The 15690-nt window shown below is 61.6% G+C and carries 13 protein-coding genes and 1 tRNA gene; 9 read left to right on the forward strand and 5 right to left on the reverse strand.

Annotation, left to right across the window (positions count from 1 at the left end; genetic code table 11):
* Positions 1-40 precede the first annotated feature (40 nt).
* From waaF to IEX57_RS16350, 9 genes are all read left to right on the forward strand, one after another.
* Entirely contained in the window at positions 41-1063 is a 1023-nt protein-coding gene (gene waaF / locus IEX57_RS16310) for a lipopolysaccharide heptosyltransferase II (RefSeq protein WP_188705502.1), read from the forward strand.
* A 228-nt stretch (positions 1064-1291) separates the two neighbouring features.
* Positions 1292-2839, forward strand: a complete 1548-nt coding sequence (gene flhF / locus IEX57_RS16315) for a flagellar biosynthesis GTPase FlhF (RefSeq protein WP_188705504.1) — start codon at positions 1292-1294, stop codon at positions 2837-2839.
* Positions 2832-3725 carry a MinD/ParA family ATP-binding protein gene (locus tag IEX57_RS16320; protein ID WP_188705506.1) on the forward strand — a complete coding sequence of 298 codons (894 nt, stop codon included), beginning with the start codon at positions 2832-2834 and terminating at the stop codon, positions 3723-3725. Before flhF ends, IEX57_RS16320 begins: the two co-directional genes overlap by 8 nt.
* Positions 3726-3742: 17 nt before the next feature.
* A complete protein-coding gene (locus IEX57_RS16325) occupies positions 3743-4849 on the forward strand; it encodes an ABC transporter permease (protein WP_188705507.1) in 1107 nt (368 codons plus the stop codon).
* Positions 4850-5593, forward strand: coding sequence for an ABC transporter ATP-binding protein (locus IEX57_RS16330; RefSeq protein ID WP_188705510.1), 744 nt, complete (start codon positions 4850-4852; stop codon positions 5591-5593).
* Positions 5590-6642, forward strand: coding sequence for an MlaD family protein (locus IEX57_RS16335; protein WP_188705512.1), 1053 nt, complete (start codon positions 5590-5592; stop codon positions 6640-6642). Before IEX57_RS16330 ends, IEX57_RS16335 begins: the two co-directional genes overlap by 4 nt.
* Positions 6639-7250 carry an ABC-type transport auxiliary lipoprotein family protein gene (locus IEX57_RS16340; protein WP_188705514.1) on the forward strand — a complete coding sequence of 204 codons (612 nt, stop codon included), beginning with the start codon at positions 6639-6641 and terminating at the stop codon, positions 7248-7250. Before IEX57_RS16335 ends, IEX57_RS16340 begins: the two co-directional genes overlap by 4 nt.
* Positions 7251-7399: 149 nt before the next feature.
* The gene (locus tag IEX57_RS16345; RefSeq protein ID WP_188705516.1) at positions 7400-9598 is read left to right on the forward strand and encodes a RelA/SpoT family protein; all 2199 of its coding nucleotides are present in this window, start codon (positions 7400-7402) and stop codon (positions 9596-9598) included.
* A complete protein-coding gene (locus IEX57_RS16350) occupies positions 9591-10184 on the forward strand; it encodes a hypothetical protein (RefSeq protein ID WP_188705518.1) in 594 nt (197 codons plus the stop codon). Before IEX57_RS16345 ends, IEX57_RS16350 begins: the two co-directional genes overlap by 8 nt.
* Before the next feature lie 11 nt (positions 10185-10195).
* Here IEX57_RS16350 and IEX57_RS16355 read toward each other — a convergent pair whose 3' ends face one another.
* From IEX57_RS16355 to IEX57_RS16375, 5 genes are all read right to left on the reverse strand, one after another.
* Entirely contained in the window at positions 10196-11269 is a 1074-nt protein-coding gene (locus IEX57_RS16355) for a nickel/cobalt transporter (RefSeq protein ID WP_188705520.1), read from the reverse strand.
* Positions 11269-11910, reverse strand: a complete 642-nt coding sequence (locus IEX57_RS16360; protein ID WP_188705521.1) for a DUF1007 family protein — start codon at positions 11908-11910, stop codon at positions 11269-11271. The genes IEX57_RS16355 and IEX57_RS16360 overlap by 1 nt, the downstream gene beginning before the upstream one ends.
* Before the next feature lie 116 nt (positions 11911-12026).
* Complete coding sequence (pyk, locus tag IEX57_RS16365; RefSeq protein ID WP_188705523.1) at positions 12027-13466, reverse strand: pyruvate kinase; 1440 nt, start codon at positions 13464-13466, stop codon at positions 12027-12029.
* 210 nt (positions 13467-13676) lie between these two features.
* A tRNA-Arg gene (locus IEX57_RS16370) sits at positions 13677-13751 on the reverse strand.
* 400 nt (positions 13752-14151) lie between these two features.
* Entirely contained in the window at positions 14152-15492 is a 1341-nt protein-coding gene (locus IEX57_RS16375; RefSeq protein WP_188705525.1) for an NHL repeat-containing protein, read from the reverse strand.
* Positions 15493-15690: the final 198 nt, after the last annotated feature.

A 15690-nucleotide genomic window follows, 5' to 3' on the forward strand; every position in this document is an offset into this window, starting at 1 on the left:
TTAGTATTGCGGCACTTTGCAGACCAACTTTGAACACTGCATGAATAAAATCCTGATCGTGGCTCCGGCCTGGGTGGGCGATGCCATCATGGCCCAACCGCTATACCGCCGCCTTGCCGAGCGCTGGCCCGGCGTGAAGATCGACGTGCTGGCGCCGCCATGGACGCGGCCGGTGCATGCGCGCATGCCTGAAATCAGCGAAACCATCGACAACCCGTTTGGCCATGGTTCGCTGCGTTTGATGGAACGCATGAAGCTGGGCCGCCAGTTGCGCAAGCGCGGTTACGATCAGGTCATCGTCCTGCCCAACTCGCTCAAATCGGCGCTGATTCCGTGGTTTGCCAATATTCCCAAACGCACCGGCTGGGTGGGCGAAGCGCGGTTCATCCTGATGAACGACACGCGCACGCTTGATCCGATTGCCCTGCCGCAAATGGTCGAGCGCTTTGCCGCTCTGGCTGACGCGCCCGACGTGCCGCTGGCCCGCCCGGTGCCGCACCCGCGCCTGAAGATTGATTCCGCTGCGCGTGATGCCGCGCTGGCCAAACTGGGTCTGACTGCGGACAAACCCATTGTTGCCTGTTGTCCTGGCGCGGAATACGGCCCGGCCAAACGCTGGCCGGCCAACCATTTTGCCGATCTGGCCAATCACCGCATGTCGCTGGGCGAGCAAGTCTGGCTGTTTGGCTCCAACAAAGACCAGGAAATCGCCAGCGAGATCGCAGCGCTGGCCCCAGGTACGGTCAATCTGTGCGGTCAGACCAGTCTCGCGGAGGCGATTGATCTGATGTCGCTGGCCCAGGTGGTGGTCGCCAATGACTCTGGCCTGATGCATGTCGCAGCCGGGCTGGATCGCCCGCTGGTGGCCATTTATGGTTCCAGCTCGCCAGAGTTCACCCCGCCGCTGTCCAACCGGGCAGAGATCGTCACCCTGGATCTGGAATGCAGCCCCTGTTTTGAGCGGGTGTGTCCGCTGGGCCACATGAATTGCCTCAACCAGCTGGAAGCCGGCCGCGCCAACCGGGCCATCAACAAGTTGTTGTTGCTGGGCGCACACACCTGAACGGGGCCCGGAACAGCACGCCTGGCGGGAACCCGGCACCGCGCAACGGAGAAAACCCGCCGCTGCCAAACCGGGCCCGGGGCACCAGGCCCTGCCCCGCCTGGCCATGCTGGCAAGCCTGTGTCACCCTGACAGCGGGGTGATCCGCTGCACCGACTTGGCTGAATACCCAGGTGCCCGCATAATGAGCGTTATTAACAAGTCACTTTAAGAAGAAACGCCACCGCGATGGTTGTCAAAAAATTCTACGGCGCCACCACCCGGGACGCGCTCCGGCAGGTGCGGGACGAACTGGGCCCGGATGCCCTGATTTTGTCCAACCGCCAGGTTGCGGGCGGCGGCGTGGAAATCATGGCAGTGGCCGACTCTGACGTGGCCTCGCTGACGGGCGTCCCCAGCCCCAGCAGCTCGCGCACGCCCTCGCGTGCCAACGGCGCACGCCTGATGCGCAACATCCATACGGATAACAACTCCCCGGCCACGCGCGCGCTGGAACGCTCTTACGCTATCCCCGACGAAGAACATGAAGATGACGACAGCGAACCCTCGCTGGCCGACATCAATCCGCCCGCGCCGGCTTATGATCCGCCGGCGCCCGCACCCGGCTATACCAGCCTGCTGGACGAGCCCATGCCGCGCCAGTCCGCGACCGCCCAGCCCGCACCGCAACCGGCCCCACCGGCGTTGCCGTCGATGGGGCTCAAACAAACTGCCCCGGCACCGCGCCGCGAAGAACCGCTGCACACCGCGACGCATTTTCGCTACGAAGATGATCTGGGCCAGCCGCAAAAACAGCCCTCGGCCAACAAAGAGGTGATGGAAGACATCGCCCGGGAAATCCGCCTGCTGCGCGGCCTGATGGAAAGCCAGATTGCCGGCATGGCCTGGGGCGAGTTGTCACGCCACAAGCCGGAAAAACTGGAAGTCCTGCGCCAGTTGCTGGCCGGTGGGTTCTCCCCCGCGCTGAGCCGCCAGCTGGTCGAAAAAATGCCAGACCTGGCGCTGGATGCCGGCATGCGCTGGATCAAGGCCGCGCTGGTGCACAACCTGCCTTCCAGCGCGGGCGACCTGATTGAACGCGGCGGCACCTACGCGCTGATCGGCCCTACCGGCGTGGGCAAAACCACCACCGTCGCCAAGCTGGCGGCGCGTTGTGCCTTGCTGCATGGCCCGGATTCGGTGGCATTGCTGACCACTGACAGCTACCGGATCGGCGCGCAGGATCAACTGCGTATTTACGGCCGCATCATTGGTATTCCGGTACATGACGTCAAAGACCAGACTGATCTGGAACTGACGCTGGCAGACCTCTCTGACCGCCATCTGGTGCTGATTGATACCGTCGGCATGGGTCAGCGCGATCAACGCATTACCGAACAACTGGCGCTGTTTGGCCGTGACCGCGTGCAAACCATCTTGCTGCTGGCCGCCAATGCCGCGCCCGCGACGCTTGATGACGTCGCCCGCCGCTACAAGAACCCGACGCTGGCCGGCTGCATTCTGACCAAGCTGGACGAAGCCATGAGCCAGGGCGGTTGCCTGGATGTGGCCATCCGCCACCGGCTGGCCCTGCAGTTTGTGACCAACGGGCAGCGCGTGCCGGAAGACCTGCACCACGCCAATGTGGATTACCTGATCGACCGCGCCTTCCGCACCGCCGCCGGCGACAACCCGGTGTACCAGTTGCGCAAGGACGAATACCCGCTTTATATGGGCTCGCAAAACTCGGCCAGTGATGTCCCGCTGGATTTGTCGGTGAGAGATCGTCGTGGCTAACAAGGGCCGGCTGGATCAGGCCGCCGGGTTACGTGCCCTGCTCAGCCCCACGCCGTGTCGCAGCATCAGCCTGAATGGCGGGCGTGGCGGCACAGGCGCCACCACACTGGCCATCAACCTGGCCGCCGCGCTGGCCGAACGCCAGCGTGAAGTCTTGCTGCTGGATGAGTTTGAAGGCTTGTCCAACTCATTGCACCGGCTGCGCCGCAACCAGGCCTGGCATTTCGAGTCCGTGCTGCGGCGTGAAGTCACTCTGCATGACGCGCTGGTCCAGACCGATGCGGGGTTTTCCATCCTGCCGGTGTCAGCGCGCCCCACCATCCTGGCCAATCTCAATGAACGTGAACTGACCTGGCTGGCCCAGGAGTTCGAGAACCTCGTCACCAGTACTGATTTTCTGCTGCTTGATACGCGTCCGACCACGTTGGCCGGTGTGCCGTCCCTCTCTCTGGCGGCCGATGACGTACTCATTATTGTTTCGCACAATGCAGAGTCGATGACCGACGCCTACGCCACCATCAAGGTGCTGCATAACGAATACGCGCGCCGCGATTTCCGCATTCTGGTCAATCGCGTAAACAGCCTGGAAGACGCTACGCAACTGTTCGAGCGCATCCGCAGCGTGGCCATGCAGTATCTGGGTACGCAAATCCAGCTGCGGCTGGTGGGTTATGTGCCGGAAGACGACAAACTCAAGCGTGCTACGCGCCTGGGACGCACGGTGATCGACGCATTTCCGGATGCCGAAGCCAGCCACGCGTTCCGGCAACTGGCCGATGCCATGCTACGCTGGAAGCGACCCAGCCAGTCGCACGAAACACCTGGCCACTTTGTTTACCGGCTGGTTGAATCCAGCCGCATTCTTACTGACCGACTGCAGAACTGAGCCGACCACACCCGCCCATGGCCCACACCGAGCCGCCGATCACTGCCGTTGCTGACCTTCGCCAGGACGCCCAGGGCGAGCACCTGTATCTGGCCGGCCGGCTGGATGCAGACGGCACGGCCGCCATCTGGGACAAAGCGCGCCAGCTCGCCCGGCACGATCTGCATGTCGATGCCGCCGCGGTGGACTATTGCGACGGCGCCGGTCTGGCGCTGATCTACGCGCTGATCCAGCAAGGCGCCCAGGTGCAGAACCTGCCGCAGCGCTACGGCGCACTGCTCAATGAGCTCAACCCCACCCAGGCCCTGCAAACCACGCCGCCAGAGAAACGGCCGGCCTTCCTGATCCGCCTGGGTGCGCGTGCCGCAGCGATCTGGACCTCGTTCTATGACCTGATGTCATTCACCGGCGAACTGACCGCCGCGTGGGGCGTGTGGTTGCGCAAGCCCGGCATCATGCGCTGGGGCGACATGCTGGAGCAATGCATCAAGGCCGGTGTGAACGCCACGCCGATCGTGCTGCTGGTGGCGTTTTTGTTCGGGGTGATCCTGGCGTTCCAGTCCGCCGTGCCAATGCGGCAGTTTGGCGCAGAACTGTTTGTGGCCAACCTCGTCGGTCTGTCGCTGGTGCGTGAACTGGCGCCGCTGATGACCGCCGTCTTGCTGGCAGGCCGCACCGGTGCGGCCTTTGCCGCCGAGATCGGCACCATGAAGGTCAATGAAGAAATCAACGCGCTGATCACGCTGGGTCTGGAGCCCGTGCGCTTTCTGGTGCTGCCGCGCATTCTGGCCGTCACGCTGATGGCCCCGCTGCTGACCGTGCTGGCCGAAGTCATTGGCATTCTCGGTGCCGGCCTTGTGTTGCTCACATTCAATATTCCGCTGCAGACCACCGCCACCCAGGTGATGGATTCGGTCGGTTTCGCGGACTATATCGGCGGTCTGGCCAAAGCCACCGTGTACGGTTTTGGTATTGCGGTCATTGGCTGCCGGCGCGGGCTCAACACGGGCGCGGGCGCCAGCGCCGTGGGGGCCAGTACCACACAGGCAGTGGTCAGCAGTATTGTCATGCTGGTGGTGGCGGATGGTCTGTTCGCCGTCGCCTTTTACTATCTGGGGTGGTAAATGGATGTCATCCAGGTAGACAACATGACCTGCGCCTACGGCCGCAATGTGGTGCTCAAGGACATCAACCTCTCGGTGCACGAGGGCGAAATCCTGACCATTCTGGGCGGCTCTGGCTGCGGCAAATCCACGCTGCTCAAGCATATGATCGGGCTGGAAAAACCGCGCACCGGGCATGTCTTGATCAAAGGCGAGAACCTGATGCGCGCCGCCGGCGATGAACGCCGCCGCATTTTGTCGCAGTTCGGGGTGGCGTATCAGTCTGGCGCGCTGTTTGGCTCCATGACCGTGCTGGAAAACGTCATGCTGCCGCTGCAGTCGTACACGCATCTGACACCGGATGCGCAAGACCTGGTCGCCCGGCTCAAGCTGCGGCAGGTGGGGCTGGAGCAGTTTGCCGATTATCTGCCGTCGGCGTTGTCGGGCGGCATGCAAAAACGCGCCGCCATTGCCCGCGCCCTGGCGCTGGACCCGGCCATCCTGTTTCTGGATGAGCCCTCCGCCGGGCTGGACCCGGTCACCTCGGCCGAGCTGGATGCGTTGATCATCCGGCTGGCGCGCGTACTGGGGCTGACCTTTGTGGTGGTCACGCACGAACTGGCCAGCATCTTTGCCATTGCCGACCGGGCCATCATGCTGGATAAAAGGAACAAGGGCATCATTGCCGAAGGCAAGCCCGCCGATTTGCGCGATCATCATCCGGATGAACGCGTAACCCGGTTTTTCAGACGTGGAGCCGTATGACGACTCACAACCGACATTATTTCCGCCTTGGCCTGTTTGTGGTGCTGGCCGTCGTCACCGCCGCCATCCTGTTTGTGGCCTTTGGCGCCAACCGCTGGCTGGGCAAGCGCGTCACCATGGAAACGTATTTTGACGAATCCGTGCAGGGGCTCGATGTCGGCTCCAAGGTGCGCTATCGCGGCGTCACGGTGGGCGAAGTCAGCAAGATTTCGTTTACCTATACCAAATACCAGCAAGACTCACCGCCGTCCGAGCGTTTGCAGTACGTGCTGGTGGAAATGCGCTTCCGGCCCGATGTGTTTGGCGGCCGCGCCATGCAGATTCCCAGCCAGGAAAACCTGCAGCGTGAAATCGACCGCGGTTTGCGGGTGCGGCTGACACCGCAAGGCCTGACCGGCACCAGCTACGTGGAAATCGATTATTACAACCCGTATGCCAACAAGCCGCTGGTGATCAACTGGAAACCGCAGGATCTGTACATCCCGTCGGCCCACAGCGCGGTATCGCAACTAATGAACGCCACCCAGGACGTCATCACGCGTATGCAAAAGCTGGATATCGAAACCACGGTGGATCGACTCAATCACCTGCTGGCCACCACCGATAACGCGCTCAGCGCCATTCCAGTCGAGCACATTGCCCGTTCCATCGATAGCCTGGCGGCCAAGCTGGACAAGATCCAGGTCGGCCGGCTGGCCGATGACACAAGTGCCATGGTCAACGAAGTGCGCGCCACGTCCGCCAGCCTGCACGCCATGCTTAACGCTCCGGGTATGGCCAGCGCCCCGGCCAACCTGGCGGCCAGCACAGAAAGACTGCGTGCCTTGCTGGACGACCCGCAACTGGCTGATTCGATCAAACACCTGGATCAGACCATGGCCCGTCTGGACCGCCTGACCGCCGGCAATGAAGGCCAGTTGTCTGAAACGCTGATGAACCTGCACTCGGCCAGCGAAGACCTGCGCCGGCTGACCGATCGCGCCAACAACAACCCCGGTAGCCTGCTGTTTGGCAGCATGCCTACCCCTTACCCGCTGCCCACGCCATGATCAGAGCCCCGTATCTGTTGATTGCCCCGCTGTTTGCGCTCCTGGCGGCCTGCTCCAGCCCGCCGCCGGCGGAATCGCGCTATGAACTGGATGCCAACCGGCCCGAGAGCGCGACCACTGCGCCGCGCTTTGCCGACACGCTCAAGGTCATGCTGCCCAATGCAGTCGCCGGGCTGGACGGCACGCGGTTTATCTACCGGGAAACCGCGCAGCGCTATGCACGCGATCCGTATCGTGGTTATACCTCCCCGATTCCGCTGTTTGTGTCAGACCGCATGACCGACTGGCTGAATCGCAGCAACCTGTTCACACACGTCATTCCGGGCCGCTCGCCGTGGGGCACGCGTTACGTGCTGGAAAGTGATATCCGCGCGTTCTACATAGACCTGCGCCCGGATCAACCGCGTACCGCGCAGGTGCGCCTGGGCGCGCGGGTGCGTGACACCGAAACCAACACCTTTGTTTACGATGGTGAAGTGGCCGGCGCTGCGCGCGTGGCTGATCCGGCCAATGGCGACAGTTTTGCCGCCGCGCAATCGCAAGCATTGGGCGAGGCCCTGACGCAACTGGAAACCGCGCTGCGCAAGGTGCAAATACCGGCGCAATAAGCGTGCGCGCCGCCCTTTGCCCGGTGAACAGGCAGCATTGCCACCCACGCTGCCCTTTCTTTTCTTAAAATAAGCCTGATTTTGAATTTATCCGCCAGCAAGCCAAGGCTGGTTGAGGCAAAATCAGCACTGCGTATTTCGAGAAAGATATGGTCGCCGTTACCCGCCCGCTTGCCCAGTCCATTGCCGAAGCCGCCGATCCGGCGCGCTGGCTGTCCGCGCTCTCCAGCCGCTATCCGGCCGAGCATGTCCGCCGCCTTGAGCAGGCGCTGGAGTGGTCTGCCTCGCTGTACCAGGGCAAGACCCATCCTGACACCCAAGAGCCGCTGTTCCCGCACGCAGTTGCCGCGGCCTCGATCGTCGCTGATCTGAATCTGGACGCAGACGCGGTCATCGCCACCCTGTTGTTTGCGATCCCCGACAGCCTGGCGGATGCGGAAGTCGCCATTGAAACGCATTTCGGCAAAGCGGTGTCCACACTGGTCGAAGGCGTCTGGCGCGTGCGCAAGATCCGTTCGCTGGCGCAAGGCCGAGCCCGCGGTGCCGATCACGCCGAGCAGATTGAAGCGCTGCGCAAAATGCTGCTGGCCATGGTCGAAGACATGCGCGTGGTGCTGATCAACCTGGCCTGGCGCACGCAAACCATGCACACGCTGGGCAAGGTGCCTGACGAAGACCGCCGCCGCATTGCGCGGGAGACGCTGGATATCTACGCCCCGCTGGCCAACCGGCTGGGCGTCTGGCAGATCAAGTGGGAACTGGAAGACCTGGGTTTCCGCTACATGGAGCCGGAAACCTACAAGAAGATTGCCAAACTGCTGGATGAGCGCCGCGTTGATCGCGAGAACTTCATCAGCAACGTGCTGGCCACCCTGCGCACCGAACTGACCGCCGCCGGTATCAAGCACGTCGACCTGATGGGCCGGCCCAAGCACATTTTCAGCATCTGGAAAAAGATGCAGAAAAAGAAGCTGGATTTCTCCGAGCTGTATGACATCCGCGCGGTGCGTGTGCTGGTCGATGACGTCAAGGATTGCTACACGGTGCTGGGCATCATCCACAACCTGTGGCAGCCCATTCCCGGCGAGTTTGACGACTATATTGCCAACCCCAAGGGCAACTTCTACCGCAGCTTGCACACGGCCGTGATCGGCCCCAGCGACAAGGCGGTGGAGGTCCAGATCCGCACCTTCGACATGCACGAGCATGCCGAATTCGGCGTAGCCGCGCACTGGCGCTACAAGGAAGGCGGCAAGGGCGACAGCAAGTACGAAGAGAAAATCGCCTGGCTGCGCCAGTTGCTGGACTGGCGCGAAGACATGGCGCAAGAAGCGCATCTGGCCGATGCCTTCAAGGCAGAATTGTTCGACGACACCATTTATGTGCTGACCCCGGCGGGCCGCGTGATCGCCCTGCCCAAGGGTTCTACGCCGGTGGACTTTGCCTATCACTTGCACAGTGATCTGGGGCATCGCTGCCGCGGCGCCAAGGTGAACGGCCAGATCGTGCCGCTGAACACCGCGCTGGAAAACGGCCAGCGCGTGGAAATCCTGGCCGCCAAGGAAGGTGGCCCCAGTCTGGACTGGCTGCATCAGGGCTACGTCAAGAGCCACCGCGCCGCGCAGAAAATCCGTTATTGGGTGCGGCAGCAAAACCTGGATGTCGTCGTGGCCCAGGGCAAATCCTTGTATGACAAGGAAGCCGCCCGCGCTGGCGCCACGCAAGCCAATCAGGACGAAGTAGCGCAACGGCTGGGCTACAAGACCGTCAACGAGTTGTACGTGGCGCTGGGGCACGATGATGTCTCGCTGCGGCAACTGGCCGACGCCTTTGTGGTGCACCCGCAGCCTGTGGAAGAGCCGGTTGCGCCGGAAGACGTGGTCAAGCGCGCCCGTGCCGACCAGCACGGCGAAGGCATCCTGATTGAAGGCGTGGACCAGTTGATGACCATGCTGGCCAAATGCTGCAAACCGGTGCCGCCCGATGCGGTAGTCGGCTTTGTGACCAAGGGCCGGGGGATTTCGATTCACCGTTCTGACTGCATCACGCTCAAGCGCCTTGCCGCGGCCTCCCCCGAGCGCCTGATCAAGGCGGACTGGGGCAAGCAGACCGGCAATGTGTTCGCCACGGATATCATGGTGGAAGCGCATGACCGGCCCAGCTTGCTGCGCGACCTCTCTGACGTGATGTCACGCGAGAAAATCAACGTCACCGGCGTGAACACGCTCTCGAAAAACACCCTCGCGCGCATGCGCTTTACCGTCGAAATCAGGGGCGTTGCCGACCTGCCGCGCATTTTTGTGCGCTTGTCTGATGTCCCCGGCGTCTTGAAGGTGGAACGTGTCTAAACCACTCGCAACCCTGGCTTTGTTCATCACCGCCCTGCTGCCCGTGGCCGCAGGGGCTGCCGATACCGCATCGGCCCCGGCCACTGCTGCGCAGCAACTGGCGGCTTCCGGGCCGCTGACGCCGGTGAAATTCAGGAATAGCTGGAACGGGGTGGTCAGCCAGATCGCCGCCATGGGCAGTGCGGACCAGGCCCAGAAACTGGGTGAAACGCTGATGCTGGGTGAAATGACGCCAGAAGCCGGCGGCAAGGACAGCGCCTGGCTGGCGCGCTGTGGCGATGGTGACCGCGTGACACTGACGGCAGCCACGCCAGACTCGCCGCTCACCCACGTCACCATTGAAACGCCGATCAACGCAGCACAACTGGGCCCGGGCCGGGTTGCGCCGGCGGTGATGTGGACCATCAGTTTCTTTCATCCGGAACGCAACAGCGACGACATCAAGAAACTGGCTGTCCAGTTGATGCGCGGCATGGCCACGGAACAAACCAGTACGGTCCAGGATGGTAATGACGAGTACCGTTTAAGCGCACTGCCCGATGGCGCGCTGCGGTTTGATGCCAACCGCGTTGTGACGTCCCGATAAGGCCAGCGTGCTTAGCCCAGGGTCGGGCTGATGACGCCCGTCACCAGCAGCACCGTCTGCAGTACCCCGAACAACGCAATCGCCCCCGCGCCCGCCCAGGACAAACCCCGTTGCCAGCCACTGCGCCGGCCATGTGCCGGCGCCAGCCGGTTCACCCCCATGGCGCCCAGGCTGATCAGCGAGACCGTGATGGCCACGCCCGCCGCCATGGCAAAGGTTGATAACACGCCGGTCAGGAAAATACCGTTGGCCAGGCAAAAAATCAGCACCAGGATTGCCCCGGTACACGGCCGCAACCCCACGGCCGCACCAGCCAGCGCCATTTGCCGCCAGTTGCGGGCCGCCCGGGCCTGCCCGGTCGCGCGATAGGTCACTTTGCCATGGGCTGCCCCACCCGTTTTGCGCCGCAGCGGCGCATGCATGGCGCCGGCCTTGGGCGCCTGCGGCTGGTCTGGTTCACAACCGCAGGTATCCAGACCGCGCGCCAGCCGCCAGAGCATAAGCAGGCCCATGCCGCCCAGAATGGCGTAACTGACGGTTTCCAGCGTGGCGGCGTGGTTCAGGATCGCCAGCGAGGTATTCCCCAGCAGCGCCGCCAGTCCGCCCACCAGCACAATCGCGCACAGCGCTTGCACCGTAGCGGCCCAGGCGCTCAGCGCCACCCCATGCAAAATGCGCGCGCGCTGCGTCAGAAAATAACTGCCGATCACCACCTTGCCGTGGCCTGGCCCGGCGGCATGCAGCACGCCGTAGACAAAAGACACCAGCACGATCAGCCACAGCGCAGTCGAATGACTGCCCTGCCGGCTTTGCTGCAAGGCATCCCGCAGGATGGCGTTGAGCTTGCTTTGCCACACCACCAGCTGGCCGATGACCGCCCGCACCGGCGCCGGCAAGGCAGATAGCGTCTGTGTCGGGCTTGGCGCCGCCACGGCGGCGGCCGCGCTGGCCGCAGGGGCAGATGCCGCCTGTGCCTGAACCACCGGCCGGCCAAAGTAATCCACCGCCATGGCTGGCTGCGCCAGGGTGATCGCACACAGCGCCAGCAAGGTCAGCAGCCAGTACATGGGTTTGAGCGCGGACATCAGCAAATCACCTTCCATACCAGCGGGTTTACCGAGCCGTAAAAGATCGGGTGGGCGTGGTCTTCAAAAGATTCCAGCTTGCAGCTGCCCACCCCGTCGCCGGTCAGGCTGACCGAGGTCGGCCTGGTCGGCTCGTAATCCACAAAGAACGACTCATCGTAAAACCCCAGCGTCACGCGGCCCTGATGCGGATCGACCGGGCGTTCCAGCGGCAGCGTGAACTCGTACACCATCTTGTTGCCTTCCAGCTTTGCCACGAAGTCTGTGGGGGCTTTGACGTTGACGGGCGTTTTCTCGATAAACACGTGCTGAAAGTAACCGTAGTTCTGCAGATTATCGAAACCGCCCTTCTTCACCTTCGCCGCTTCTGCGCGGGTCAGTGGTTTGCCAGCCTTATGGTCTTTGGCGACATCACTGAGCACCGCCGTGGTGAAGTCTTCATCAAACACCCAGCGTTCTTTGAGCGATTCAATCTTGCCTTGCCTGAACTGCACGGCAACGTCATAAGTTACCCAGACATGCGGATGGGCCTGGGCCAGCGCAGGCAGCAACAAGGTGGCCAGCGGCCAGCAACGGAACGAGTGCAACATGGCGTGTTTGATCAACCAGAGAACATCAACAAAACCGCAAGCGGTGGGCATTTAACGGCCAGTCGCGCCGGGCGATGACACAACCGGCGCGCCAGTGTAGCGCCATCGGGCGCGGGCCAATAAAAAAGCGGCCCGAAGGCCGCTTTTTTGCGTGCAATGCCAGGCCCTTAGCGGGTACGGCGCTCGCCCACCTTCACGATCTTCAGGCTGTTGGTGCTACCACCCAGGCCAACCACATCGCCATAAGTGAACACCACCAGATCGCCCTGCTGGACCACGCCACGCTGGATCAGTTCCAGCTCGGCACGAATCAGCAATGCTTCCTGATTGGCGTTTTCGTACGACATGATGAACGGGTAGACGTCACGGAACAGCGCCAGACGCGCGTAGGTGTCGGCTTCCGGGGTCAGGGCATACACCGGCACGCCGCTGATGAAGCGCGACAGCCACAGCGCCGAAGCGCCCGACTGGGTCAGCGCGGCAATGGCTTTGACCTTGAGGTGACCGGCAGCAAACAGCGCAGCCATGGCCACAGACTGGTCGATACGGGTGAAGTCGCCTTGCTTGAGAACTTCATCGCTGATGCGGGTATCCTGGGATTTCTCTGCCTCAAGACAGATACGTGCCATGGCTTCCACGGTTTCAACCGGGAACTTGCCGCTGGCCGATTCGGCCGACAACATCACGGCGTCGGTGCCATCCAGTACCGCGTTGGCGACGTCAGAGACTTCCGCACGGGTCGGCACCGGGCTGGAAATCATGGACTCCATCATCTGCGTGGCAGTAATGGTCAGCTTGTTCTTGCGGCGGGCAGCCTTGATCATCTTCTTTTGCAGGGCCGGCACGGCAGCGTCGCCCACTTCAACAGCCAGGTCACCACGGGCAACCATGATACCGTCCGATGCATCCAGAATTTCTTCCAGGTTGGTGATGGCCTCGGTCCGTTCGATCTTGGCAATCAGCAACGCCTTGCTGCCAGCAGCGCGCAGCAGGGTGCGGGCCATGTACATGTCAGCACCGCTCTTGGGGAAAGACACAGCAACGTAATCCGCCTTGATCACGGCAGCGGTCTTGATGTCTTCCATATCCTTGGCTGTCAGCGCCGGCGCGGTCAGGCCGCCACCTTGCTGGTTGATGCCCTTGTTATTGGACAGAATGCCGCCCACTTTCACGCGGGTGTGCACTTCGCTGCCCAAGACTTCGGTGACTTCCAGCACAATGCGGCCGTCGTCCAGCAACAGGATGGCGCCCGGCGATACGTCGTTGGGCAGCTCTTTGTAATCCAGACCGACGCGGTCAATGTTGCCCAGACCGTCAAAAGCGGCATCCAGAATGAACGCGGCGCCATTCTGCAGATCCACCTTGTTGTCTTCAAACTTGCGCACGCGAATCTTGGGGCCTTGCAGGTCAACCAGGATGGCGAGCGGCGAATTGGCCTTGGCGGCTTCCTGGCGGACCAGATCGGCACGATCCATATGGTCTTGCGCCGTCCCGTGAGAGAAGTTGAGCCGGACCATGTTCACACCGGCGTTGACCAGGCGGCCCAGCGTGGCTGCGTCGTTGGAAGCCGGGCCCAGCGTGGCCACGATTTTTGTGCTGCGTTGCATGCAATTCACTCCTGTCTCTGATCGAGAGATCACTGTTGTTCTGCTGCTGTTGCAATCGGGATAGTCAGGCTAGCCGCTGGGACAGGTTTGGCACCCCTGTCCGGCATGGCTAGTCAATACGAAGCTGAAGGGGTATGCAATACCCATATTGATTTATGTCGCTTGTGGCGTGTGGGCACGCACCGCATATCGGCGCGATCAATGGTCAGGTGGTGTCCCCAGCAGGAATCGAACCTGCAACTAGCCCTTAGGAGGGGCTCGTTATATCCATTTAACTATGGAGACATGCCAGACAACCAAAACCCGCTATCTCCATCATTTTTCAGGCAAAAAGCAGATAAAACGGGGATGCTTGCGGGGGCATTGCCAATCTTTGCCACCCGTCGTTTTCTGGTCGTTTCCTCATATCGCGCGCTGCGTACTGGCGTGTTATCCATGCCGCAGCACCCGGCGATGGCCCGCATTATACCGACATGGGCCAAAAAGACGTACAAGTACAAGGGTCAAAGCTGCCGGATTGTGATTTCAGGCAGCCAACCCCGTGGCAAATGCCGGGTTCCTTGCAGAAAGGCAATCTGTTGAGCACGCGTGATGCGGGCCGCGATGACATGAAACAGCCATGAAAAAAGCCCGGGAGACATGCCGGGCTTTTCAGTTTTTTGCGTATCAGGTGAGGCGGCCGTTATTACTGCACCGGCGAAATCTTGCGCACGGCGCCACTGCCGCTCTCGACCACATACAAATTACCTTGTGCATCAAGGGTAAGCTGCTGCGGGCCGTTGAAGGTTGCGGCGCTGCCAATCCCATCCACGGTGCTTGCAGTCGTGCCTCCAGCAAGTGTAGTGACCACGCCATTGCGCGAGATACGGCGGATGGCATTGTTGCCGTAATCCGAGACATAAACAGTGCCGTTCTGGTCCACCGCCACGCCCGTCACACCATTGAATGTGGCCTGGGTTCCGTTCCCGTCAGAAAAACCGTTCACTCCGCTGCCAGCCAATGTGGTCACCACGCCCGCCGGGGTCACCCTGCGTACTTGCGAGGCTGACGTATCACCAACATACAGATTGCCGTCAGGCCCGATGGCAATGGCTTTGGGATAGATAAACGATGCGCCGGCACCGGTGCCATCCTGGCTGGCCGAAGTGCCAGACCCGGCGACCGTGCTGACCATGCCATCCACGCCGATTTTGCGAATACGAAAATTGCCAGGATCAGTAACATAGACGTTACCAGCGTCATCAACCGCAACGCCGTGGGGCCAGGCAAACGCAGCGCTGCTAGCCGGTCCGTCCTGATAGGCCGAGGCGCCGCTGCCCGCCAGCGTAGACACTGTCCCGTCGACCGCAATTTTTCGGACAACCTGATTGCCGTCATCAGCAACATAGATGTTGCCCTGCTTGTCCAGCGCGATCTCCACCGGGAAAGAAAACTGGGACTGAAGTCTTTGACCGTTGATCAAACCCTTGTTCGTCCAGCCCATGACCCCCGGCTGGATATAGGTGTAGTTCTGATACCCGCCGGCCCACAGTTGCACCGAACCGCCCGCGGATAGCGACATGATGGTGTTGGCCGTTGCATCAGACATATACAACGTGCCATCCGTTGCGCTCACAATACCAACCGGATTTTGCATGGCATATTGCGGTGCCAGGGTAGAGACCTGCGCCCTGGCCGCAACACAACTTAGCTGGATACTGCTGACATCCGCATTGACCGTACCGCTTTGCTGGCCAAGGCTGCAACTGGCCCAGACCGGTTGTCTGGTGATTGTCACTGCATAACCCGCGCCTTTACCCATGGTCGCCGGGAAACTGAAACCGCCGTTGGCCGATACCGTAGTGGTGTCGCCATTGCTGTTCTGCAAGATCACCGGTTCGCCGTCCGGCAAACCGCTGATGGTGCCGCCTATCTTGTACGCTGGTGCCGGCGTGTCGGCACCACCTCCACCGCCACAAGCCGCCAGCAAGCCCGCAAGGCTGACAACGCAAAAAACCCGTGTGCGTTTTTTTATTGTTTTCATCATTGCTCAATCCGTTTTATCTGGTGATGTATTTATTTGTCACGGCCGCTCTCCAGTTGTGCCGGAGGCAGCGGGCTCCCTACCCTTGCGTAACAAGGCGGTAACGCTAGCAGTAAACGGGTGTTTGAATCCAACGCGTACGGGGGTTGTATCGATTTATGTATGAAATCGTTGTCAGGACGGCACGGTGACGGGCAGATC

It is taken from the genome of Silvimonas iriomotensis (genome assembly GCF_014645535.1).
Lineage (GTDB): Bacteria > Pseudomonadota > Gammaproteobacteria > Burkholderiales > Chitinibacteraceae > Silvimonas > Silvimonas iriomotensis.

Coding starts and splice junctions, on each gene's coding strand:
- IEX57_RS16335 (WP_188705512.1), top strand. CDS start 5,590: ATGACGACTCACAACCGACATTATTTCCGCCTTGGCCTGTTTGTGGTG.
- waaF (WP_188705502.1), top strand. CDS start 41: ATGAATAAAATCCTGATCGTGGCTCCGGCCTGGGTGGGCGATGCCATC.
- IEX57_RS16340 (WP_188705514.1), top strand. CDS start 6,639: ATGATCAGAGCCCCGTATCTGTTGATTGCCCCGCTGTTTGCGCTCCTG.
- IEX57_RS16330 (WP_188705510.1), top strand. CDS start 4,850: ATGGATGTCATCCAGGTAGACAACATGACCTGCGCCTACGGCCGCAAT.
- IEX57_RS16325 (WP_188705507.1), top strand. CDS start 3,743: ATGGCCCACACCGAGCCGCCGATCACTGCCGTTGCTGACCTTCGCCAG.
- IEX57_RS16375 (WP_188705525.1), bottom strand. CDS start 15,492: ATGATGAAAACAATAAAAAAACGCACACGGGTTTTTTGCGTTGTCAGC.
- IEX57_RS16345 (WP_188705516.1), top strand. CDS start 7,400: ATGGTCGCCGTTACCCGCCCGCTTGCCCAGTCCATTGCCGAAGCCGCC.
- IEX57_RS16360 (WP_188705521.1), bottom strand. CDS start 11,910: ATGCCCACCGCTTGCGGTTTTGTTGATGTTCTCTGGTTGATCAAACAC.
- IEX57_RS16355 (WP_188705520.1), bottom strand. CDS start 11,269: ATGTCCGCGCTCAAACCCATGTACTGGCTGCTGACCTTGCTGGCGCTG.
- pyk (WP_188705523.1), bottom strand. CDS start 13,466: ATGCAACGCAGCACAAAAATCGTGGCCACGCTGGGCCCGGCTTCCAAC.
- flhF (WP_188705504.1), top strand. CDS start 1,292: ATGGTTGTCAAAAAATTCTACGGCGCCACCACCCGGGACGCGCTCCGG.